25 protein-coding genes, 1 tRNA gene and 1 pseudogene are annotated in these 20,006 nt (G+C 70.3%); 11 read left to right on the top strand and 16 right to left on the bottom strand.

Features of this window, described 5'->3' with window-relative positions:
* The first annotated feature begins 189 nt into the window (after positions 1 to 189).
* A complete protein-coding gene (locus tag KME79_RS22630) occupies positions 190 to 507 on the top strand; it encodes a hypothetical protein (RefSeq protein WP_148036718.1) in 318 nt (105 codons plus the stop codon).
* A gap of 118 nt (positions 508 to 625) precedes the next feature.
* Here the strand turns inward: KME79_RS22630 and KME79_RS22625 are convergent, their stop codons facing one another.
* Positions 626 to 793 (bottom strand): hypothetical protein, encoded by a 168-nt coding sequence (locus KME79_RS22625; protein WP_219546184.1) that lies wholly within the window; start codon positions 791 to 793, stop codon positions 626 to 628.
* A 95-nt stretch (positions 794 to 888) separates the two neighbouring features.
* Positions 889 to 1,458 (bottom strand): CGNR zinc finger domain-containing protein, encoded by a 570-nt coding sequence (locus tag KME79_RS22620; RefSeq protein ID WP_148036716.1) that lies wholly within the window; start codon positions 1,456 to 1,458, stop codon positions 889 to 891.
* A gap of 73 nt (positions 1,459 to 1,531) precedes the next feature.
* Here KME79_RS22620 and KME79_RS22615 point away from each other — a divergent pair, with 73 nt between their 5' ends.
* Together KME79_RS22615 and KME79_RS22610 are read left to right on the top strand one after the other, a co-directional pair.
* Positions 1,532 to 2,284, top strand: coding sequence for a class I SAM-dependent methyltransferase (locus tag KME79_RS22615; RefSeq protein WP_219546183.1), 753 nt, complete (start codon positions 1,532 to 1,534; stop codon positions 2,282 to 2,284).
* Positions 2,285 to 2,368: 84 nt separating this feature from the next.
* Complete coding sequence (locus tag KME79_RS22610) at positions 2,369 to 3,412, top strand: alpha/beta hydrolase (protein ID WP_219546182.1); 1,044 nt, start codon at positions 2,369 to 2,371, stop codon at positions 3,410 to 3,412.
* Here the strand turns inward: KME79_RS22610 and KME79_RS45110 are convergent.
* Positions 3,385 to 3,864, bottom strand: a complete 480-nt coding sequence (locus KME79_RS45110; RefSeq protein ID WP_246640232.1) for an RNA polymerase sigma factor — start codon at positions 3,862 to 3,864, stop codon at positions 3,385 to 3,387. The two genes, KME79_RS22610 and KME79_RS45110, sit on opposite strands and share 28 nt — an antisense overlap.
* Positions 3,865 to 3,996: 132 nt before the next feature.
* Here KME79_RS45110 and KME79_RS22600 point away from each other — a divergent pair, with 132 nt between their 5' ends.
* Together KME79_RS22600 and KME79_RS46440 are read left to right on the top strand one after the other, a co-directional pair.
* A complete protein-coding gene (locus tag KME79_RS22600) occupies positions 3,997 to 5,724 on the top strand; it encodes an RICIN domain-containing protein (RefSeq protein WP_219546181.1) in 1,728 nt (575 codons plus the stop codon).
* Positions 5,725 to 7,167: a sigma-70 family RNA polymerase sigma factor gene (locus KME79_RS46440; protein ID WP_219546180.1), complete on the top strand. Its 1,443-nt coding sequence runs from the start codon at positions 5,725 to 5,727 to the stop codon at positions 7,165 to 7,167.
* On the opposite strand, the gene KME79_RS22590 is transcribed toward KME79_RS46440, so the two are convergent.
* Positions 7,168 to 7,449 (bottom strand): hypothetical protein, encoded by a 282-nt coding sequence (locus tag KME79_RS22590; protein WP_219546179.1) that lies wholly within the window; start codon positions 7,447 to 7,449, stop codon positions 7,168 to 7,170.
* A 38-nt stretch (positions 7,450 to 7,487) separates the two neighbouring features.
* Positions 7,488 to 8,024 (bottom strand): chloramphenicol phosphotransferase CPT, encoded by a 537-nt coding sequence (cpt, locus tag KME79_RS22585; protein ID WP_246640231.1) that lies wholly within the window; start codon positions 8,022 to 8,024, stop codon positions 7,488 to 7,490.
* Between the two features lie 123 nt (positions 8,025 to 8,147).
* Here cpt and KME79_RS22580 point away from each other — a divergent pair, with 123 nt between their 5' ends.
* The gene (locus KME79_RS22580) at positions 8,148 to 8,558 is read left to right on the top strand and encodes a DUF6463 family protein (RefSeq protein ID WP_219546178.1); all 411 of its coding nucleotides are present in this window, start codon (positions 8,148 to 8,150) and stop codon (positions 8,556 to 8,558) included.
* A gap of 95 nt (positions 8,559 to 8,653) precedes the next feature.
* On the top strand, positions 8,654 to 9,625 hold the full coding sequence (locus KME79_RS22575) for a hypothetical protein (RefSeq protein WP_219546177.1): 972 nt from the start codon (positions 8,654 to 8,656) through the stop codon (positions 9,623 to 9,625).
* A gap of 41 nt (positions 9,626 to 9,666) precedes the next feature.
* Here the strand turns inward: KME79_RS22575 and KME79_RS22570 are convergent, their stop codons facing one another.
* Positions 9,667 to 10,269, bottom strand: a complete 603-nt coding sequence (locus KME79_RS22570) for a TetR/AcrR family transcriptional regulator (RefSeq protein ID WP_219546208.1) — start codon at positions 10,267 to 10,269, stop codon at positions 9,667 to 9,669.
* A 97-nt stretch (positions 10,270 to 10,366) separates the two neighbouring features.
* Here KME79_RS22570 and KME79_RS22565 point away from each other — a divergent pair, with 97 nt between their 5' ends.
* Positions 10,367 to 11,188: a class I SAM-dependent methyltransferase gene (locus KME79_RS22565; protein WP_246640230.1), complete on the top strand. Its 822-nt coding sequence runs from the start codon at positions 10,367 to 10,369 to the stop codon at positions 11,186 to 11,188.
* An 84-nt stretch (positions 11,189 to 11,272) separates the two neighbouring features.
* Here the strand turns inward: KME79_RS22565 and KME79_RS22560 are convergent.
* The 5 genes and pseudogenes from KME79_RS22560 to rlmB form a co-directional block, all read right to left on the bottom strand.
* Positions 11,273 to 11,461: pseudogene (locus KME79_RS22560) on the bottom strand (Imm8 family immunity protein); the annotation flags it as partial.
* Positions 11,462 to 11,636: 175 nt separating this feature from the next.
* Entirely contained in the window at positions 11,637 to 12,713 is a 1,077-nt protein-coding gene (locus KME79_RS22555; protein WP_219546176.1) for a hypothetical protein, read from the bottom strand.
* 121 nt (positions 12,714 to 12,834) lie between these two features.
* Positions 12,835 to 13,032 (bottom strand): DUF2283 domain-containing protein, encoded by a 198-nt coding sequence (locus tag KME79_RS22550; protein WP_308249010.1) that lies wholly within the window; start codon positions 13,030 to 13,032, stop codon positions 12,835 to 12,837.
* Between the two features lie 90 nt (positions 13,033 to 13,122).
* A tRNA-Thr gene (locus KME79_RS22545) sits at positions 13,123 to 13,195 on the bottom strand.
* A gap of 21 nt (positions 13,196 to 13,216) precedes the next feature.
* On the bottom strand, positions 13,217 to 14,176 hold the full coding sequence (rlmB, locus tag KME79_RS22540) for a 23S rRNA (guanosine(2251)-2'-O)-methyltransferase RlmB (RefSeq protein ID WP_219546175.1): 960 nt from the start codon (positions 14,174 to 14,176) through the stop codon (positions 13,217 to 13,219).
* A 54-nt stretch (positions 14,177 to 14,230) separates the two neighbouring features.
* Between rlmB and KME79_RS22535 the strand changes: the two genes are divergently transcribed.
* Complete coding sequence (locus KME79_RS22535) at positions 14,231 to 14,653, top strand: DUF6157 family protein (protein ID WP_219546174.1); 423 nt, start codon at positions 14,231 to 14,233, stop codon at positions 14,651 to 14,653.
* On the opposite strand, the gene cysS is transcribed toward KME79_RS22535, so the two are convergent.
* Entirely contained in the window at positions 14,650 to 16,041 is a 1,392-nt protein-coding gene (gene cysS, locus KME79_RS22530) for a cysteine--tRNA ligase (RefSeq protein ID WP_148036692.1), read from the bottom strand. The two genes, KME79_RS22535 and cysS, sit on opposite strands and share 4 nt — an antisense overlap.
* Before the next feature lie 115 nt (positions 16,042 to 16,156).
* Between cysS and KME79_RS22525 the strand changes: the two genes are divergently transcribed.
* The gene (locus tag KME79_RS22525; RefSeq protein WP_219546173.1) at positions 16,157 to 17,284 is read left to right on the top strand and encodes a DUF2637 domain-containing protein; all 1,128 of its coding nucleotides are present in this window, start codon (positions 16,157 to 16,159) and stop codon (positions 17,282 to 17,284) included.
* A 111-nt stretch (positions 17,285 to 17,395) separates the two neighbouring features.
* On the opposite strand, the gene KME79_RS22520 is transcribed toward KME79_RS22525, so the two are convergent.
* The 4 genes from KME79_RS22520 to KME79_RS22505 all read right to left on the bottom strand — a co-directional run bounded on the left by KME79_RS22520 (position 17,396) and on the right by KME79_RS22505 (position 19,177).
* Positions 17,396 to 17,674, bottom strand: a complete 279-nt coding sequence (locus KME79_RS22520; RefSeq protein WP_219546172.1) for a GlsB/YeaQ/YmgE family stress response membrane protein — start codon at positions 17,672 to 17,674, stop codon at positions 17,396 to 17,398.
* 96 nt (positions 17,675 to 17,770) lie between these two features.
* The gene (locus KME79_RS22515; RefSeq protein WP_219546171.1) at positions 17,771 to 18,058 is read right to left on the bottom strand and encodes a GlsB/YeaQ/YmgE family stress response membrane protein; all 288 of its coding nucleotides are present in this window, start codon (positions 18,056 to 18,058) and stop codon (positions 17,771 to 17,773) included.
* A gap of 139 nt (positions 18,059 to 18,197) precedes the next feature.
* Positions 18,198 to 18,677, bottom strand: a complete 480-nt coding sequence (ispF, locus tag KME79_RS22510) for a 2-C-methyl-D-erythritol 2,4-cyclodiphosphate synthase (RefSeq protein WP_148036688.1) — start codon at positions 18,675 to 18,677, stop codon at positions 18,198 to 18,200.
* Positions 18,678 to 18,694: 17 nt separating this feature from the next.
* On the bottom strand, positions 18,695 to 19,177 hold the full coding sequence (locus tag KME79_RS22505) for a CarD family transcriptional regulator (RefSeq protein WP_043624891.1): 483 nt from the start codon (positions 19,175 to 19,177) through the stop codon (positions 18,695 to 18,697).
* 238 nt (positions 19,178 to 19,415) lie between these two features.
* On the opposite strand from KME79_RS22505, the gene KME79_RS22500 reads away from it, so the two are divergent.
* Positions 19,416 to 19,997 (top strand): copper chaperone PCu(A)C domain-containing protein, encoded by a 582-nt coding sequence (locus tag KME79_RS22500; protein WP_308249009.1) that lies wholly within the window; start codon positions 19,416 to 19,418, stop codon positions 19,995 to 19,997.
* Positions 19,998 to 20,006: the final 9 nt, after the last annotated feature.

The following is a 20,006-nucleotide window of genomic DNA, read 5'->3' as shown; positions in this document are numbered from 1 at the left end:
TCAGCTTCAGGGACGCAGTTATCCCCCGCGGGAGAAGAGAACTTCCCCGGAGGAGCAGTGCCGTACCTCCAGGTCCTCCCGGATGATCGGCGGGGCCCGAGCGCGCGTCTACAGTGAGGCAATCTTGACGTGGAGGTGGCGGGGATGGGATCGGATCTGCGCAGGCGGACGGCAGGCAAGGGGTCGATCGTGCACACAGCGGAATTCATCGTCTCCTCGGCAAGGCTGACGGAGCTCCACGAATGCTCGGCGCTGCTCCGCCACACCCGGCAACGGGCGGAGGAGATCGTGGACGAGGCGCGCACGCTGCTGTCGGAGGCCGAGCAGGCGGGCGACGGCGAGCGGGTGCTGGAGCTGACCGTGCAGCTCGACCAGGCGCGCCGCTCCTACTGCCAGGTGCTGAACGCGTACATGGTCATCAGCCGCCGGATCACCACCGAGCGCCAGGCGATCCTCCAGGCGCAGATGGAAGCCGACCGGCACGCCGGCCTCACCGGTGTGGCCTGATTTTCTTGTGAACTTTTCTGGGATGAGAGACGTCAAAAGGACATAACGGCTAGCCGCCGCATGAACGGGCTCCAGCTCCCCGGTGTTCTCTCCCGGGGAGCTGGAGTAGGGGGCGCTTTCATGCCTCGACGCGGGGCAGGTCGGGGCGGGCGGCCTCTTGCAGACGCTCGACGAGCTGACCCTGCTGCTCCGGGGTGAGGCGCACGGGCCAGACCGCGGGCAGCATCAGCACGTCGCCGTTGGAGAGGCCGACGAACTCGACGGGGAATGACGGGGAGGAGATCACAGTGCTGACATTCTGGCACGTCATCGGGCTCCGCGAGCTGGGTTCGCATCCTGGTACTCCCGGAGATCTTGCAGGTCAGGGCGACATTTTCCGACTTATGGGGTCTTGCTCCGCGCTCTGAAGGCCGCCGTCTTCACCCGGTTCTGGCACGCCGTGGAACAGAACCGCCGGGTCCCGTTGCGCGAGACGTCCACGTACACCCGATCGCAGTGCGGCGCGGTGCAGACCCCCAGCCGGTCGTGGAACTCGCTGCCGAGCACGTGCGCGAGCCCGGTGGCGCAGCTCGCGGCCCAGTCGCCCGCGAGGGTGCCGCCGGGGCCGTGGTAGTGCAGGTGCCACGGCTCGCCGTCGTGCCGCATCAGCATCGGCCGCGCGCCGGTCTCCGCCAGCAGGGCGTTGATCCGCTCCGCGGCGGCGTCGACGTCGCCGGCCGCCACGGCCTCGAACACCGCGCGCAGCCGCTGCGCGACCTCGGCCAGCTCCGAACCCTCGGCCTCGGTGACCGGCTTGTGGCCCGGATAGCCCGTACGCAGGCCCTCGGTCGCGGCCTCGGCCAGGCCGGCGGGCGGCGGGGCCGGCCGCCCGCGCCGCTCGCCCGGCGTGAGGCTGTTGACCAGCCCCACCGCCACGCGGATCACCGCATCGCCGTGACTGTTGAAGTCCACTTGACCAGTTACGCCCTTACGTTCTACCTTGTAACTGCCCAAAGCTTACAAGACAGTCACAAGGGGGATCGTCGTGTTGGACCACGATGCCGCACTCGCCTGGATGGCGCGCTGGGATCGCCAGCAGGAGGGCTACCTGCCCGACCGCGAGGAGCGCTTCACCGCGATGATCGACGCCGTCGAGGCGCTGGGCCGCCCCGACCCGCTGGTCGTCGACCTCGGCTGCGGCCCCGGCTCGCTGGCGGCCCGCCTGGTCGAGCGCCTGCCCGGCGCGCGGGTGGTCGGCGTGGACGCCGACCCGCTGCTGCTCGGCCTCGGCCGGGCCGCCTACCCGCACCTCACCCTCGTCTCCGCCGACCTGCGCAAGCCCGGCTGGACGGCCGCGCTCGGCCTGGACGGCCCCGCCGACGCCGCGGTCAGCACGACCGCCCTGCACTGGATCGACCCGGACGAGCTGAAGGCGATGTACGCGGACGTCGCGTCCATCCTGCGCCCCGGCGGCCTGCTGCTCAACGGCGACCACCTCGACACCGACGACGCCACCCCCGCGCTGGCCGCCCTGGAGCGCGCCGTGCACGACAAGCAGACCGCCCGCGTCTTCGGCGACGACCGGCCGGAGGACTGGCGCACCTGGTGGGACGCCGTGGCAGCCGACCCCGCCCTGGCGGAGCTGAACACCGCCCGCACCACCGCCGGGGCCGACCACCGCGGCTCGGAGTCCCACCTGCTGTCCCACCACGCCGACGCCCTGCGCGCGGCCGGCTTCGCCGAGGTCGGCACCCTCTGGCAGCGCGGCCACAACCGCCTGCTCTGCGCGGTGCGTTAACCTCTCGGAAGTCCGCACGGCCGGGGCCGGGGTCCGATCCCGGCCCCGTGGAGCTCACTCTGTGACACCCACGGAAGGACACACATGCTGCCCTGGTCACCCGATTTCGCCGGCCGGATGGACCACGCTGTCATCGACAGCCCGGCGCTGCGCGGCAACCCGCTCGGCGACCCGCACGAACGACCGATCTGGGTGTACCTGCCCCCGGGGTACGACGACGACGGCGACAGGCGCTACCCGACCATCTACGTGATCCAGGGCTACACCGGCCAGCTCACGATGTGGGCCGGCCGGACCCCGTTCCGCCGGCCGTACCCGGAGATGGCGGACGCCATGTTCGCGCGCGGCGAGGCGCCGCCCGCGATCGTCGTGTACGTGGACGCGTGGACGTCCGTCGGCGGCAGCCAGTACCTGGACTCGCCCGGCACCGGCCGCTACCACACCTACCTGTGCGAGGACGTGGTCGGCTGGGTCGACGCCCGCTACCGCACGATCCCCGCACCCGACGCGCGGGCCATCACCGGCAAGTCCAGCGGCGGCTACGGCGCCATGGTCAACGCCATGCTGCGGCCCGACGTGTTCGGCGCGCTCGCCACCCACGCGGGCGACGCCCTGTTCGAGGCCGCCCACCAGCCCACGTTCCCGGCCCGCGCCCGCGATCTGCGCGACCTGTACGAGGGCTCGTACGACCGGTTCCTCGCCGACTTCCGCAGCCGGATCCCCGGCACCAGGAGCAGCGACATGCAGCTCATGGAGATCTACGCGTACGCGAGCGCCTACTCGGCGGACGACGACGGCACGGTGCGCATCCCGTTCGACGCCAACGGCGCGCTCGTCCCCGAGGTGTGGGAGCGCTGGCTGGCCCTGGACCCGGTCCGGATGGCGCGGCGCCCCGAGTACGCCGAGGCGCTGCGCTCGATGCGGGCCGTCTGGATCGACGCGGGCACCCGCGACGAGTGGTATCTGGACCTGGGCGCGACCGCCTTCCGCGAGGCGGTGGCGGCGGCGGGGGTGCCCGACGACCGGGTGCACTTCGAGCTGTTCGACGCCGGCCACATGGCCATCGAGTACCGCTACCCGCTCGCCCTCGCCTGGCTGTGTCACCGTCTGACCGGATTCTCCGGATAGCGCTTCTCGGTGACGAGCAGCCGGATCACCTGCTCGTCACCGTGATGGACCACGTCCGCCGCCCAGACCACGTAGTCGGCCTCGTACGCCGACTGCTCGTACGCGTACACGACGAAGCCCTCCGGGGCGTCGGGGTCGGGCCGGATGACGTTGACCATCACGGGCAGCCCGTGCTTCCACAGCTCGCGCGCGGCCCTGCGCTGCTCGATCGCCACCACGTTCCTGGCGATCCCGAACAGCCAGGCCACCTCGCTGCCCCGCTCCGGCCGGTAGCTGCCCGCCGTGTCGATCGCCGCCAGGAAGACCTCGGTCGTCACGTCGTCCACCGTGTGCGGATCCGTGACTCTCCTGGCCACGAACCGGCTGACGGACTCGGCGTGTCTTCGGTAGAAGACCTCGAACGCGGCCGGATCACGCGCGATCCGCCGGAGGTCATCGGTAGTGCCTGCCATCCAGGTGCGCCTTCTTGTCGGGGTTTTCCCCTTCTTGTGCAGGAGGGCCGCCCGGCATTACATCGGGATTTCCGAAACCGCGTAATCCACAGCGGTGCACCCACTCCTCTCTAGTGAACGAGAGGAGTTCACATGAGCAGGAACAGACTGACGCTCGCGTTGTCACTCATAGCCACGGTGGCCGCGAGCGTCCTGGTCGGGACGGCGCCGGTCGCGTCCGCGACCACGCAGGCGGCGCCCAAGGCCGCCACACCCGGGTTCGCCTGTGATGCCAGCGACGCCGCGGGGAAGGGATGGGTGCTTCCGGTCTACGCCCACCAGCCGGGCCAGAGCCAGTACGCCACCGAGCTCGCATCGGTCGAGCGGACGCTGTGGGAGACCGACCAGACCTTCGACGCGAGCGCCCGCCGGTTCGGGGGCTCGCTGCGGATCAGGTACGTCCAGGACGGCGACTGCCGTCCGATCGTGGCCCAGATCCCCTTCGTGAAGGGCCGCAACCGGGCCGAGCTGGGCACGGCGTTCTCGGAGAACCTCGCCGGCCAGCCCGCGCGGGTGCGTGAGCTCGTGGCGACCAAGCGGGTGAAGCTCATGTTCTTCGTCCGCGACAACGAGATCACCAACTCCTGCACCGGCGGCGGCGCGGACGCCGGGCTCAGCACCGGCGGCGTCATCCTGCCGCGCTGGTGCTGGAGCGAGGCCGGGTTCACCCACGAGATGATCCACGGCTTCGGGCTCGGCCACTGCAACGTGGACGGCACGTCAGAAGGCAACGGCGACGACCCGGTCTGCCGCAACATGGGCAGCAGGCCCGAGTGCACCGCCGACACCGCGTCCAACTACCACCTCGACTCGTGCCGTACGGACAAGTTCCGCTACTTCGAGCCCACCAGGGCCTCGCAGCCGGCCGGGGAGCCGCTGGCCGAGAACAGGAACGTCGCGTTCAGCCCGTACCTGATCAAGGACCAGCCGACCCCGGCGGCGGACTTCCGGATGCGCGTCGTGGAGAGCGGGCTGTGCCTCGACGGCGGCGCCCAGCAGGTGACGCAGGCGGAGTGCTCGAACAGTGACAAGCAGGTCTGGCGGCGCAGCATCGACACCCAGGGCTACCTGACGATCCGCAACGCCGGAACCGGCCGGTGCCTGCAGCTCACCGCCAAGGACAAGGACGCCGTCCCAGTGATCACCGCGCCGTGCGTGGCGAAGCAGAAGTCGCAGCAGTGGATCCCGGACGCCGACCAGGACAAGACCAACTTCTTCAACCGCTCCGGCGGGAAGTCCGGCGCGAAGCTCACCGTCCAGGGCGTGAAGGACGGCGCCGGAGCGAAGGTGGTCCGCGGCGGCGGCACCCCGATGGTGGCCGAGTACCTGCGCACCGGCTCCTCGCCCGCCCCGGCCCCGACCAAGACGGCTGCCCCGGCCCCGACCGCGACCCCGACCAAGAGCGCGACCGCGAACCCCACCCCTCGCCCGACGCGGACGTCGCTGCCGGTGTCGCGCAACATCCGCATCGAGAGCGCGTCGGGTCGCTGCCTGACCTCCTTCCGTACGAACGTGCGCCTGGGCTCGTGCCGGGCGGCGAACTGGCGGCTGGTGCCGACCACCGGCGAGGCCGTGCAGATCCGTAGCCAGGGCCGTTGCCTGACCCTCGGCTCGGCCCGCAGGGGCCTGCGCTCGGTCGCCCTGACCAGGTGCGGCAAGACGAGCACGAGGCAGCAGTGGGTGGTTGAAACCCAGCAGAACGGGACCGTTACCCTGAAGATCGCCGCCACCAGGGCCACCCGGCTCGTCGGCGCCGGGCACACCCGCGTGCACGCCAAGACCGCGCACCCGAGCAGGTCGCTCACGTTCACGATCAGGTAAGTGGAAGATTCGCAGCGCGAGGACGCGGCCCTGACCAAGCTGGTCAGGGCCGGAGACAGCCGTGCCGTGGCCGAGCTGTACGAGCGGCACCACGCCGCCGTCCTCGCCTTCGCCCGCCGCCTGTGCCAGGACCCGCACATCGCGGAGGACCTGGCCAGCGAGGCGTTCACCCGCACTCTGCGGACCGTCCGCGGCGGCCAGGCCGGCCCGTCCGGCGCGTGGCGTCCCTACCTGTACGCGGTCGCCCGCAACACCGCGGCCGAATGGGCGCGCACCGATCAGCGGCGGGTCCTCACCCCCGAGTTCCGGGACGACGAGCTGACCGTGGCCGAGCCCGAGCCGCCCGACGATCTCGTCACCCGCGCGTACCGGTCGCTGCCGCCGCGCTGGCAGACCGTGCTGTGGCACACCGTGATCGAGGACGAGCGGCCCGAGCAGGTCGCGGAGATCCTCGGCACCACCCCCGGCAACGTGGGCGTGCTCGCCTTCCGCGCCCGCGAGGGCCTGCGCAAGGCGTACCTGGCCGCCCACGTCGCGGGCGCCTCGGGCGACTGCCGCAAGTACGCCGACCCGCTGGCGGCGGCCGTACGCAAGAAGAGCGGCCGCCTCCCCCGGGCCCTGCGCGCGCACCTCGACTCCTGCCCGAGCTGCGCGCGTGCCCACAGCCGGTTGCTCGACCTCAACGCCACGCTGCGGGCCGCGCTGCCCATCGCGCTGCTGCCGTTCGCCGTGGAGGGGCTGGGCAAGGCCGCCGCCTCGAAGAGCGCCTCCATGGGGATGCTGGGGTGGGCGATCCCGGCGACGGCGGCGACCGTCATCACCGCCGCGATCGTCTTCACCCTGCCACCGGAGCCCGCACCCCTGCCCGCGGCCGCCCCGCCCACCTCCTCCACTCCCACGCGCTCGCCCTCCGCCTCCCCCTCTGCCTCGCCCTCCGGCTCCCCTTCGCCTTCGCCCTCGCTTTCACCTTCACCTTCACCTTCACCTTCGCGTTCGCCTTCGAAGACCCGTAAGCCCACCCCGACAGCGGTCGCCGGCACCCGGATCAGCTACGCGGGCCGGTGCGTCGGCACGAAAGGGACCCAGGTCGCGGCACTGAGCTGCACCGACCCGGGGACGGCCTGGCGGGTCAAGGGCGACGCGTCCCGGTTCCAGCTCGTCAACGCCGTGACCGGGCGATGCCTGACAGCCGGCGCCAAGTACGACACGGTCTCCTTCAACGGCGGCGGCATCCGTACCGTCCAGCTCACCCCCTGCTCGGCCGCCCCGGCCCAGCGCTGGAACAGACCCACCTTCAGCGACGGCGTGCCCCGCCTGGTCAACGTCTCCACCGGCATGGCCCTGTCGATCGGCAAGGAGTTCGGCGGCAAGCGCCCGCCCACCGCGTTCATCCTCTACGGCGCCTACACCGACTCCGCCGACCAGCGGATCACCCTGGTGTGATCAGGGATTGCCCCTCTGCCAGGTGCCGAAGGGAGGGGCGGGCCTGTCCATGAACTCCTTGAGCTGCTTCACCTTGTCGACGCAGTCGGGGCAGACGTACGCCTCGACCGCTCTCGCGGTCGCCTCCGGCGTCGGCTCACGGAAGGCGCCCGACACCGTCATGCCCAGCGGCAGGCGGGTCTCGGGATCCATCATGACCGTCATGACCTGCGCGGGAACGAAGCTGAAGGTGCGCTTGCACATGTGGCATCCGCCGATCGTCCTGATCTGCTCGTCCGCCATGGGCTCCCCACCTCCAACCGCACCGTACAACGTCGCTCTTACTGGCGCACCCGCCCGGCGATCTGCCGCGCGCACTCCAACGACTCGGTATGCGTGGTGTCCACCACCAGGTCGTAGACCACGCCCTCGTGAACCACCTCAGCCTGCAACGCGGCCATCCCTTCGGTCCGGTCTCCCCGGGCGATCTCGCGCCCCGCGGCGACCTCGCTGTCGCACCGCACCCCGACCCACAGCACGTCCAGCCCGGCGAGAGCCTTCTCCCACCGCTGCTGGGACCCCGCCCCGCCGAGGAACACGTCATCCACGACGATCCGGGCACCCGCGCGGGCCATCGCCGCGATCCCCGCGGTCCACGCCTCGTCCAGCGCCCGGAACTCCGGCCCCACGATCACCTGGCCGTCGGGAGCGAACTCGATCCCCTCCTCCGACGCCCGCATGGCCGCGGGCATCGCGTCGACCAGGTCGTCCACCGAGAAAGCGAGCCATGGATCCGGCAGCACCGCCTGCAAGCACCGGGCGATCCCGGACTTGCCCGAACTGGAGCCACCATTCAGCACGATCACCTGAGTTGTCATCGCGCCACCCTAGGGGCCCGCCCCGCACGCCCCAACCGGTTTTCCCGTTCCCCCACCGGCGAGGGAGCCGCCTCCCTCCCACGGGGGAGGGCACCGGACCTCGTCCCCGGAAAGCTCGTACCCATGAGCACCACACCTGCGACCTACCGGCCCGCGTCGTCCGCACCCCCCAGCCGGCTCACCATCTGGGCCGGGCGAAGCATGATCATTATCGCCGTGGCGCACACCGCCGTCTTCGCCCTCCTCGCCCCCTGGTCCAGCTGGCTCGCCGGAGACCTCCGCAACGGGGTCGCCGACGCCGACTCCCTGGCGATCTTCTGGGCACTGCCGGGCGGATTCGTCGTGGTCCTCGCCCTGCTGGGACTGCTGGTGGCACGGTTGGGACGGCAGGGACACCACGTCCCCGGATATGTCGGCTGGGCGACCCTCGCCTGGGGAGCCCTGGCCGTCACCCTGATCGGACCGAGCGGTTTCCTGCTCACGGCCGTCCCTGCCGCTCTGCTCATCACGGCGAACCTCACCGCTAGGCGGTAGGGCCGGCCCTACCGCAAGACGGGGGTGCGCGGCAATGCGGCCGCGACCGGCGACCGGGACTCTGGCCATGAATCCGTCGCCCCCCAGGAGGTTCCATGTCCACGGTCCTTGGTACGCCGCTTCGCCGGGTGATGCAGTGGCATCGACCGCTGATGCTGATGGTCGCCTCGATGCTGCTTCTGCTGGTCGTCTCGACGATCGGGCTCGTGCTCGACGACCGGGTGCTTCTCGGCGCCCCCGTCTGGCTCAAGCCGTTCAAGTTCGCCGTGTCGATGGCCGTCTACGGAACCACCCTGGCCTGGATGCTGTCCCTGCCTCACCGGGGCAGGAAGTGGACCTCCGGCCTGGCCACCGTCTTCGCCGTCACCGGGTTCGTCGACACCGTCATCGTCGCCGTCCAGGCCGCCCGCGGCACCTTCAGCCACTTCCACAAGTCCACCGCACCGGCCGAGAAGATCATGCTGGTCGTCTTCGGCAATGCCGTGCTCCTCATCATGCTGGCCAACCTCGCGCTCGCGATCATCCTGGCCTTCCAGCGCGTCCACGCCGACCGCGCGATGAGCCGGGCGATCCACACAGGCCTGGCCCTGGCCGTCGCCGGCATGGCCCTGGGCTTCCTCATCCCCATCCAGGGGAAGGCGGAGACCGCCCTGACCACCAGCGGCCAGCAGGTATCCCTGAGCAGCGGTCACAGCGTGGGCGTCCCCGACGGCGGCCCCGGCCTTCCCCTGACGCAGTGGAGCACCACCGGCGGCGACCTGCGGGTCCCTCATTTCGTCGGCATGCACGGCCTGCAGGTCATGCTGATCGCCGCTCTGCTCCTGGCGGCACTGGCGGCTCGCTACCCCCGCTTACGCGACGACCGGACCCGCGCCCGCCTGATCGCCGTGTTCGCCGCGAGCTACACCGGACTGATCGCCCTGGTCACCTGGCAGGCCCTACGCGCCCAGCCCTTGATCCACCCCGACGCCCTGACCCTGACCGCCGCCGCCCTCCTGGCAGCGCTCACCGCCGTGGCCACCGCCACGGTCCTGGCAACGCGGCCAGGCCCTGATCGGAGGATTTAACACCGGAGCCAACGTGAAGTCCGTCTTCGCAGGACATCAGCTCATAGCAGTCGTCTTTGCACGACATCGGCGATGACGGCGTTCACGACCTTGCCGACTTCCTCATGCTCCGGCGGGACCCCCTCCCGGCCGGCGAACAACATGTGCCCGGCCCCGATCAGGGAAAGCGCCAGCGCCTCCACATCGGCGTCCGCCGCGATGCGGCCCAGTTCGCACTCCTCGTTCAGGTAGGCGGCGATCATGGCTGCAGCATCCGTCAAGACCGGAACACCGGGAGCCGAACGGGCCTGACGCAGCCGGGCACGCAACTCGTCCCGGAAGATGACGAGAGCGACGATCGCCACGGCGACCGAGTCGAACAGGTCGACAAGCGCCCCGGTCAGGTTGCCGGCGACGTCGCCGGTCCCGGCGGAGCCGCGAAGGGCGTCGGCCTGGCTCTCGAGCCGGGCGATGCGGTCCCGCACGAGTTCGGCGAGGAAGGCGTCGAAGTCCTCGAAGTGCCGGTGCAGGACGCCCTTGGCGACGCCCGCCTCCGCCGTGACCGCCCGGCTGGTCAGGTCGTTCGCCCCGTCCCGGAGCAGGACGCGTTCGGCGGCGTCGAACAACTGCTGCCGCACATCCCGGAGGGCCACTCCAGTCGGCATCGCCCGTTCCTCCTTCTTACCCGCCTCCGCCCGCCCTTCGCTCACCGCGAACCGTGCGCGGGTTGATGAGTGGGCGTGCGCCCACTATTGTGGGCACATGCCCACTCTAGCGCAGGAGCAACCGGAGCCTCCGCGGAACGAGCCCCATAAGGCCAGGCAGATGGCGGAGTCGTTCGGGGTCGACACCGAACGCTACGACCGGGCCCGGCCCGACTATCCCGACGCCCTGGTGCAGCGAATCATCACCGCCAGCCCCGGCCCCGACATCGTCGACGTCGGCTGCGGCACCGGCATAGAAGCCCGCCAGTTCCTGGCGGCCGGGTGCAAGGTGCTGGGTGTCGAGCCGGACGTCCGGATGGCCGAGTTCGCCCGCCGCACCGGGGTCGAGGTCGAGACGGCGACGTTCGAGGACTGGGACGCCGCCGGTCGCACCTTCGACGCGGTGGTCGCCGGGCAGTCCTGGCACTGGGTGGACCCCGTCGCGGGCCCGGCCAAGGCGGCGCAGGTGCTGCGTCCCGGCGGCCTGCTGGCGGTGTTCGCGCACGCGTACGACCCGCCGCCCTTCGTCGCGGAGGCGTTCGCCACCGTCTTCCAGAAGGTGGCGCCCGACTCGCCGCTCAGCGCCGGATCGCCGAGGCCGGCCCAGGACATCTACCAGGCGATGTTCGCCATGTTCGCCGACGGCATCCGCAAGACGGCCTGGTTCGGCGAGCCGGAGCAGTGGCGATTCGACTGGGAGCAGTACTACAGCCGCGACGATTGGCTCGACCTGCTGCCCACCACCGGCGCGCTCACCCGACTCCCGCCAGACAAGCTGGCCGAGGTGCTGGAGGGCGTCGGGGCCGCCATCGACGCGATCGGTGGCAGCTTCACCATGGCCTATACCACGATGGCGATCACCGCGTCACTGAACACCTGAGTCGCCCACCACTCCGAGGGCGCGTGGGCCGGGAGCAGCACACGCGACCCTGTGGCTCCCAAGACTGAGCTGGAACGCCAGTCCTCAGCCGGTGTAATTCTTGTACTCCCACTCTCCGATCCGGGCGATCTTCTCTGCCAGCTCACCCCATGTAGGGGCCTCCAGTGCGGCAGTGCGATCGCTCAGCCACTCGGTCACCTTGTCGGGATGAAGTTCGGCAACGAAGAGCCAGTGCCGACCGATGAGAAAGGGGCGATGACGGAGTTGCTCTGTGAGGGCCGACGGGGCCTCCGCCCCGCCTCAAGATCTACCCAACGGAACTCTCCTAGTCGTACTCTCACAGTCCCATGATCGCCTAACAAGTGGGCCGTCACCTTGGGAGTAGCAGGGATCTTGACTCAAAGAGGCGTTGACCTACGGCTGAGGAACGAAGCACGGATCGTCGACGTCAGGAGGCCTTCCAGGTCACGGGCTCGGCTCCGTCGGCGGTGGAGGAGAAGGTGACGGCGACGGGCTTGTCACCCTTGCTGACGAGGTAGACGCCGCACTGCCGGACACTCTTGCCGGGCTGAACCATGCCGTAGGGCACGGATGATTCGCAGCCCTTGGGGCCGTTGCTGCCGATCGCGATGAGGGTGAGCGGGCGCAGGGCCTGGCCGCTCGCGGTGCGCAGGAAGACCGCCCTGTCCATGCCCGGGTACAGCTTGGAGGTGCCGTTGTTGCGGTACTGGAGCGTGACGAAGTACGCCGTGGCGGCCTTCTGCCTGGCGTTCAGGTTGTAATCGGCGAGCGCGTCGGGGCCGGCCTTGCGCACGCTCTTCGGCGTGACGGTCAGCGGCACCTCCTTGTCCCGCGCGTCCTTCCACGTCACCTCGGCCGACTTGCCCGAGGGCAGCACGCTGCTGCCGGTGTCGCCGCCCTCGACCTTCCACATCTGGATGCCGGACTCGTCGCTGTAGGAGACGGTGGCGGGCTGGGTGTCCTTGGGAAGCATCACGACCCGGCACTCGGTCGCCGCCTGGCCTGCCGCCAAGGCACTCGGAGCCTTCGTGCCGTTGCACGTCTCCAGCGGGCCGCTGCCGGGCGAGGCCAGGGGGTTGCTGCTGAAGAACGAGACGCGCTCGCCGGCGGTGCCGTCCGCGAGCGCCAGACAAAAGTTGTTGACCACCTGAGCGCTCTTGACCTCACCGGATCCGGTGTTGGTGATCGACACGGTGAGGTAGTGCGGCACCATCCCACGTACGTCGTCGTCGAGCCGCACGTCCTTGAGGTCTTCGGCCGAGCCGAGCTCGAGCAGGGTCGGGTGGAGCGTCAGCTCGTGCGCCTTCTTGCCGCGGTCGGTGTAGTGCGCACGCCGCGGTGCGGTGTCGAGTGTCAGCGGCGTAGCCGTGGACGCGGCCTGGTCCGCCTCCGGCTTGTCACCGCTGACGTTCTTGCTGGTATCGGAGCCTCCGCAGCCGGTCAGGAGCAAAGCGAGAACGCCCGCCCCGGCGATGGTGCTGACCCGTCGGCTGACGCGCTGCACTGCGACTCCCGTCGTTTCCGTGGTCCTCTGCAACCCCCGTTAGGTCGGGGACCACCCTAATACTCCGGTGACAGTTCGCGATCATAGGGTCGGATTTGCGCTGCCCGGTAGGACCCTCTTCCTATTCTCCTGGCCACGCGGCCAGGATCTCGATACCAATCACCCGGCCGCTCTCGTCCAGGTCGAAGTTCACCATGGGACTGTCCACCATGACCGTCCGCGCCACGTCACCGGGCGCGATCGGTCCCCGCAGGTAGATGTATGCGGCCTTCGCCTCGGGATCGTAGGTCCACGTGCCGGGATGCTCTTCCAGAGTCACGGAGTCACCTGTTCGCAAGATCGACGAATTGTCCTGACAAACACAAAGCCCCTGAACCGGAAACACCAGTTCAGGGGCTTCATCGTGAAGAGCCGACGTGGGGAATCGAACCCCAAACCTTCTGTTTACAAGACAGATGCTCTGCCGATTGAGCTACGTCGGCACGGCCTATCAGTGTAGACGGTCACCGCCGTCGATGACGAGCCACTTCGTACAAGGTCACCCCTGCCGCCACCCCCGCGTTGAGCGACTCCGCCGCCGCGCGCATCGGGATGCGGGCGACCACGTCGCACTGCTCGCGGACCAGCCGTGACAGCCCTTTCCCCTCGGAGCCGACCACCACGACCAGGGGCTCCGCCAGGAGGTCGACGTCGCCGATCTCCGCGTCGCCCGCGCCGTCGAGACCGATGACGAAGAGGCCTTCGTCGCGGTATTCGCGGAGGGCGGCGGTGAGGTTGGCGGCGCGGGCGACGCGCAGGGTGGCCAGGGTGCCGGCGGAGGTCTTCCAGGCGCCGCCCGTCACGCCGGCTGAGCGGCGGGACGGGACGAGCAGGCCGTGGGCGCCGAAGGCGGTGGCGGAGCGGGCGATGGCGCCCAGGTTGCGGGGGTCGGTGACGCCGTCGAGGGCGACGATGAGCGGGGTCTCGGCCGCGTCGCGGGCCAGCTCGACCAGCTCCGCCGGGTGGGCGTAGTCGTAGGCCGGGATCTGGAGGGCCACGCCCTGGTGGACGGCGCCCTCGGTCAGCCTGTCGAGCTTGTCGCGGGTGACCTCCATGAGGGCGATCCCGCGGTCGGCGGCGATTTTGACGCTGTCTCGTACGCGGTCGTCGTTGTCGACGCGGTGGGCGACGTAGAGGGCGCTGGCCGGGACGCCGGCCTGGAGGGCCTCCAGGACGGGGTTGCGGCCGCCGATGTATTCGGGGGCGTCGTCGGAGCGCCTGGTGCGCGCGGGGGCGCGGCGGGTGCCGCCTCCCTGCTCCTCGCGGGCGACGCGCTCGGCCCTGGCCTTGTCCTTGTACCAGTGGCGCATCTCGGCGGGCGGGGTCGCGCCCCTGCCTTCGAGGCCGCGGCGACGCTGACCGCCGGCGCCCTTGGTCGGGCTCTTCTTCTTCGCGGGCCTGCCCGGCTTACCCCCTGCTGCCATGGAATCAAGGGTACTTGCGCCGCCAAGTCCCTTGGCCCGCCTAGGTTGGCGGACGTGGACCTGAATTACTACGACACGCTCATCGCGGTCGCCGAGGACACCGAGGTCATCCGGGCCGAGGTTCCGCTGCCGAGGGGTGGCAAGCCGACGGTCGCGAGCGTTCAGTACGAGTTGCTCGCGGCCGATCCGGGCGCCCTCACCCAGGAGGACGTGCTGTTCGAGAGCTGGCTGCGGCGCCAGGACGACCCGGAGCCGCCGCAGGACGTGCGGGACGAGCTGCGCGACCGGTTCTTCAGCAGGTCGCAGGCCTGCCTGCGGGCCTCGCCCCTGCCGAAGAAGCACGGCTGGGGCCTGCTCTTCGACGGGGCGGGCCGCATCACGCTGTGTCCGATGGAGTCGGACGAGTATCAGCGCATCGTCGCCGGCGAGGTGGCGGGTGTCCGCGTGCTGAAGGCGATGCGCACCCGCCGCCGTTAGCCGCGCAGCTCCCAGCGGGCGCCGTGCGGGGTGTCCTCGACGGTGACGCCCGCCTCGGCGAGCTGGTCTCTGATCGCGTCGGCGGCGGCGTAGTCCTTACGGGCCCTGGCCGCCTTGCGCTGCTCCAGAGCGACCACGACCAGCGCGTCGACCACCGGCTTGAGGTCGGAGCCGGCCGTGCGCCACTGCGGCGAGCGCGGGTCGAGGCCCAGCACGTCGAGCATGTTCTGGGTCTCGGCGAGCAGCCGGGCCACCGCCTCCTTGTCGCCCTTGGACAGCGCGACGTTGCCCTCGCGGACCACCTCGTGCACGACCGCGAGCGCCTGAGGCGTGCCGAGGTCGTCGTCGAGCGCGTCGGCGAACGCCTGCGGGAGCGGCGCGTCGGCGTCGACGTCGTGGATAACCTCGGCGGCGCGGGTCACGAACCCCTCGATCCGCTGGTAGGCGGTCGCGGCCTCCCGCAGCGCCTCCTCGGAGTAGTCGATGGAGGAGCGGTAGTGGGGCGCGGCGAGGTAGTAGCGCAGCTCGACCGGGCGGACCTTCTGCACCATGTCCGGGACCAGCAGCGAGTTGCCCCGCGACTTGGCCATCTTCTCGGCGCCGATCTTGACCAGGCCGTTGTGCATCCAGTAGCGGGCGAAGCCGTCGCCCGCCGCCTGGGACTGGGCGATCTCGTTCTCGTGGTGCGGGAAGATCAGGTCGAGGCCGCCGCCGTGGATGTCGAACGTCGGGCCCAGGTATTTGGTGGCCATCGCCGAGCACTCGAGGTGCCAGCCGGGACGGCCGGGGCCCCACGGGGTCGGCCAGGTGGGCTCGCCGGGCTTCTCGCCCTTCCACAGGGCGAAGTCGCGCGGGTCGCGCTTGCACGACTCGTCGTCGGTGTCGCCGGCCGCGCGCATGTTGTCCAGCTTCTGGTTGGAGAGCTTGCCGTATTCGTCCTCCCAGGAGCGCACGTCGAAGTAGACGTCGCCGCCGGAGGCGTAGGCGTGGCCGCGGTCGATGAGCCGCCGCATGAGCTCGATCATCTCCGGCACGTGGCCGGTGGCGCGCGGCTCGACGGTCGGCGGCAGGCAGCCGAGCGTGTCGTAGGCCCAGGTGAAGGCGCGCTGGTTGCGCTCGGCGACGACGAACCACGGCACCCGCTCCTCGGCGGACACTCTGATGATCTTGTCGTCGATGTCGGTGACGTTGCGGCAGAACAGCACGTCGTAGCCGGAGCGCATGAGCCAGCGCCGCAGCACGTCGAAGTTGACGCCCGAGCGGATGTGGCCGATGTGCGGAGGGGCCTGCACGGTGGCGCCACACAGGTAGATCGACGCCCGGCCGGCTTCGAGCGGGACGAATGCGCGAATGTCGCGAGTGGCGGTGTCGTAAAGGCGCAGGCTCACAAAAGCAAGGCTAACGCCTCAGCCACCGTCGTGGATGCGATTACCGCGCCACCATGTGCGATGACGGTCGCGTTGATCGGCCCGGGAGTGCATTGTTCTGTAGGCTCGAACCGCCATGGACGTGACTCCCCCCTCTACGCTCCGCCGCCTGGGCATCGCCCTGGCCGGACTCGCCGTCGCCGCGCTGACGGGCGCCGCGTGCGTGCTCTCGTTCGACGATCTGCGGGCGCTGGCCGTGCACGGCGGCGCCCGTCCCGACCTCGCCTACCTCTACCCGGCGGGGTTCGACGCGCTGCTCGCGGTCACGCTGATCTGCGTGCTGCTGCTGCGCTCCGCCCGCGCCCTGGTGCGCGCCCAGGCCGCGGTGGTGCTGGTCCTGCTCATCCTGGCTGCCGCCGCGGTGAACGTGGCCACGGCGCTCGGCCACGCGTTCCCGGCCTCTCCGACGGCCGTCGGCGTGGCCGTCGCGCCGTGGGTGATGCTCGCCCTGGGGCTGTGGCTCTGGATGCTGCTGATCAAGCACGTGCAGGACGGCCGGGGGTCCGCGCGCGACCACGACGGTACGGGGGAGCACGACATCGTGCCGTTCCATCGGGGCGCCGAGGCGGACAGGACGGTCGAGCTGCCGCGCCCGGCCGCCGGGCCGCGGCCGTCCGAGGAGCCGCCGCCCCTGGCCGCCGCCGCCCCGGCCGCGCTGGAGACGACGCCGGTCGTCGGCCCCACTCCCGCCCCGGAGACGCCGCCGGTCTCGGAGCAGGTCACCCGCTGGCCGGCCCACCGTCCCGACGAGGAGACGGCCCCCTCGCCCGCACCGGATTCGGCCCCCGAACCGTCCGCGGCCTCGCCCGTACCGGATTCGGCTCCTGAACGATCCGCGTCCTTATCGGAACCGGCCCCCGAGGAAGCCCCGGAGCCGGAACCGGAGCCCGAGCCTGAGCGGCCCGTGCGGTGGGGTGATCGGGTCAAGCCGAGAGACGTCCTGGTGCATCCCCGCGCGGCCACGGGCGCCGAGAAGGGCGCCGACACGCAGCCCGTGCCCGTGGTGCGGGACGACGAGCCGGACCCGGGGCACGGCCGGGAGGCCGCCGACGCCGGTGAGCGCGGGCAGGACGGCCGGGCCGCGGACGCCCTGGAGGACACCGCCCCTCACCCCATCGTCGAGGAGAACGACGGCCACCGGCCGTCCCCCGGGGAGGCGCCGTCGGGGCGGCTGCGCAGCACTCCCCTGCCGCCGGAGGACTGAGAACGCCGCCTGACATGCGGAAGCCCGCCCGGCATCAGTGCCGGGCGGGCTTTGCGCGTGTTGCTCCGTGCTCTCGGGATCAGGCACGGTTCCCGGGGTCACAGGCCCCGGCTAGATGCTTGTACCGCGAGGTCCACGGCGTAGGCCGGCGACGATGCCGACGCCCACGACCGCCAGGACGACCTGCAGCACCAGCTCTATCCAATCGATGCCGGGGGTCGTCTCGACGCCGATGACCTGAGCGATCATCGTGCCGATGAGGGCGGCGACGATGCCGACGACGATGGTGAGGATCCACCCGATGGCCTGCCGGCCCGGAAGCAGCAGACGCCCGATGGCGCCGATGACGGCGCCGATCACGATGGCGCCCAGGATGGACTGGATTGTCATGACACAAACCTCCCCGTGAGGATGAGCGGTTCATCCTCACGGGGAGTGGGATACCCGATCTCCAGCCTTTATGCCGGGGATTTACAAATTTGCAGCTCAGGTGGTGGTTCGTCCTCTTCCGCCGCCCTTCCCCCTGGCCGATCCGGCCACGATCGACACTCCGATCACCGCCAGCACGAGTTGGAGGATGTGTTCGAGCCAGTCGATGCCCCTGGTGTCGGCCCAGCCGAACAGCTGAGCGATCAGCGTGCCGAGCAGAGCCGCCACGATGCCGACGATCAGTGTCAGGCCGATGGACATGTTCTGCCTTCCCGGCAGGATCAGCCGGGCCAGCGCGCCGACGATGGCGCCGATGATTACCGCGGAAACGATCGCGCCGATCATGTATAGCTCCCCCCGAAAGCGTCTTTAGAGGGACATACCCGGCATTTCAGCAAGTTATCCCTGGTAGACGGCGATCCGCACCGCGCCAGAGCGGACCGCCGTCGGCCATGGAACAGGCGGGCGGCAGGTTGCCCACCGGTTAAAGGACGGCTGATCCCGGCGTGAGGTTGACGACGAGCGCGGTCGCGACCGCGGCGATCCCTTCGCCGCGTCCGGTCAGCCCGAGCCCGTCGGTGGTGGTGGCGCTGAGGCTCACAGGAGCCCCCAGAGCGGCGCTGAGCGCCTTCTCCGCCTCCAGGCGCCGGGGAGCCAGTTTCGGGCGGTTACCGATCACCTGGACGGCCACGTTGCCGATCTCGAAGCCGGCCGCCCGCACCTTGCGCGCGGTCTCCTCCAGCAATGCGGCGCCGGACGCGCCCGCCCAGCGCGGGTCGGCAGTGCCGAACAGGCCGCCCAGATCGCCCAGGCCCGCGGCGGACAGCAAGGCGTCGCAGGCCGCGTGCGCGGCGGCGTCGCCGTCCGAGTGGCCGGTCAGGCCGGTCTCGCCCGGCCAGTGCAGGCCGGCGAGATGCAGCTCCCGGCCCGATGCGAACGGGTGGACGTCGACTCCGACGCCCACCCGTGGAACGATCGCGCTCAGGAGTTCAGGACCTCGTCGAGCAGGGCCTCCGCCTTGTCCTCGTTGGTCTTCTCGGCGAGCGCGAGCTCGCTGACGAGGATCTGGCGAGCCTTGGCGAGCATGCGCTTCTCGCCCGCGGACAGGCCGCGCTCGCGGTCTCGGCGCCACAGGTCGCGGACGACCTCGGCGACCTTGTTCACATCACCGGACGCGAGCTTCTCCAAGTTGGCCTTGTAGCGCCGCGACCAGTTCGTCGGCTCCTCGGTGTGCGGCATGCGCAGCACGTCGAAAACGCGCTCCAGGCCCTCCTGGCCGACAACATCGCGCACCCCGACGAGTTCTGCGTTTTCAGCTGGCACCTGGACGGTAAGGTCGCCCTTGTCGACCTTGAGCACCAGGTAGGTCTTTTCCTCACCCTTGATGGATCGCTTCGTGATTGCTTCGATCCGAGCAGCCCCATGGTGGGGGTAGACGACAGTGTCGCCGACCTGGAAAGTCATGTGACAAGTACCCCTTCCGCTGTACTCCAGAGTACCACGCATCCACAGGGTCCCGGAACAGTGAAATCATCATAACTGCAGGTCAAAGCCGCATATTGGGGATTGACAAGAGGTCAACTCTGTGAATCGCATATCCGGACATACCGAATGACCTGCGGGGGTGTGGAAATGACCTTGGAAACAGGTGGATATGGTAGGCGCTGCCCATCCCCATGTGCGAACCAAGGAGAACCCGCTCGTGACCAGCCGTCGCTGGATTGTCGCCGCCGCCGCGTTCCTGGCAGCCCCCGTACTCGCCGGCTGTTCTGTTGGTTTCGACGCCAACACCACCAAGCCGTACGCTCCGGTGGAGGCGGCGGCCCTGATCAACCAGGGCGCCTACGGCAAGCAGAGCATCCACGTGCCCCAGGCGTTCATCCTCGGCCCTGAGCCCGGCGGCAGCATCCCGTGGCGCGGCTCCGTCCCCGTCCACCTGACGATGCTCAACAACGGCGACTCCCCCGACACGCTGCAGTCCGTCAGCGCCGGTGACGCCGCGAGCGCCAAGCTGGCCGCGCCCGTGCAGCTCCCGGTGGGCCAGCTCGTCAAGGCGGAGGCCGCCACGCCGCAGATCACCCTGGAAGGCCTCAGCAAGGCCCTCAGAGGCGGTGAGGCGCTCCGGCTGGACCTCCAGTTCGCCAACGCCGGCACGATCACCCTGGACGTCCCCGTGATGCCGCACAGCCGCGAGTACGCGTCCTACCCGGCGGTCGAGGGCGCCGTCCCCGCACCGACCCCCTCGCCCACGCCGACCGAGGCGGCCGGGGAAGAGGCCCACTGACCCCAGGAC

The sequence above is a fragment of the Nonomuraea harbinensis genome, assembly GCF_019396385.1.
Taxonomy (GTDB): Bacteria; Actinomycetota; Actinomycetes; order Streptosporangiales; family Streptosporangiaceae; genus Nonomuraea; species Nonomuraea ferruginea.
Note: the sequence above shows the minus strand (reverse complement) of the source record. Positions and strands in the feature narration are given on the sequence as shown.

Coding starts and splice junctions, on each gene's coding strand:
- KME79_RS22525 (WP_219546173.1), top strand. CDS start 16,157: ATGGACGTGACTCCCCCCTCTACGCTCCGCCGCCTGGGCATCGCCCTG.
- KME79_RS22520 (WP_219546172.1), bottom strand. CDS start 17,674: ATGACAATCCAGTCCATCCTGGGCGCCATCGTGATCGGCGCCGTCATC.
- KME79_RS22505 (WP_043624891.1), bottom strand. CDS start 19,177: ATGACTTTCCAGGTCGGCGACACTGTCGTCTACCCCCACCATGGGGCT.
- KME79_RS22600 (WP_219546181.1), top strand. CDS start 3,997: ATGAGCAGGAACAGACTGACGCTCGCGTTGTCACTCATAGCCACGGTG.
- KME79_RS22580 (WP_219546178.1), top strand. CDS start 8,148: ATGAGCACCACACCTGCGACCTACCGGCCCGCGTCGTCCGCACCCCCC.
- KME79_RS22610 (WP_219546182.1), top strand. CDS start 2,369: ATGCTGCCCTGGTCACCCGATTTCGCCGGCCGGATGGACCACGCTGTC.
- KME79_RS22515 (WP_219546171.1), bottom strand. CDS start 18,058: ATGATCGGCGCGATCGTTTCCGCGGTAATCATCGGCGCCATCGTCGGC.
- KME79_RS22565 (WP_246640230.1), top strand. CDS start 10,367: ATGCCCACTCTAGCGCAGGAGCAACCGGAGCCTCCGCGGAACGAGCCC.
- KME79_RS22590 (WP_219546179.1), bottom strand. CDS start 7,449: ATGGCGGACGAGCAGATCAGGACGATCGGCGGATGCCACATGTGCAAG.
- rlmB (WP_219546175.1), bottom strand. CDS start 14,176: ATGGCAGCAGGGGGTAAGCCGGGCAGGCCCGCGAAGAAGAAGAGCCCG.
- KME79_RS22575 (WP_219546177.1), top strand. CDS start 8,654: ATGTCCACGGTCCTTGGTACGCCGCTTCGCCGGGTGATGCAGTGGCAT.
- KME79_RS22570 (WP_219546208.1), bottom strand. CDS start 10,269: ATGCCGACTGGAGTGGCCCTCCGGGATGTGCGGCAGCAGTTGTTCGAC.
- KME79_RS45110 (WP_246640232.1), bottom strand. CDS start 3,864: ATGGCAGGCACTACCGATGACCTCCGGCGGATCGCGCGTGATCCGGCC.
- cpt (WP_246640231.1), bottom strand. CDS start 8,024: ATGACAACTCAGGTGATCGTGCTGAATGGTGGCTCCAGTTCGGGCAAG.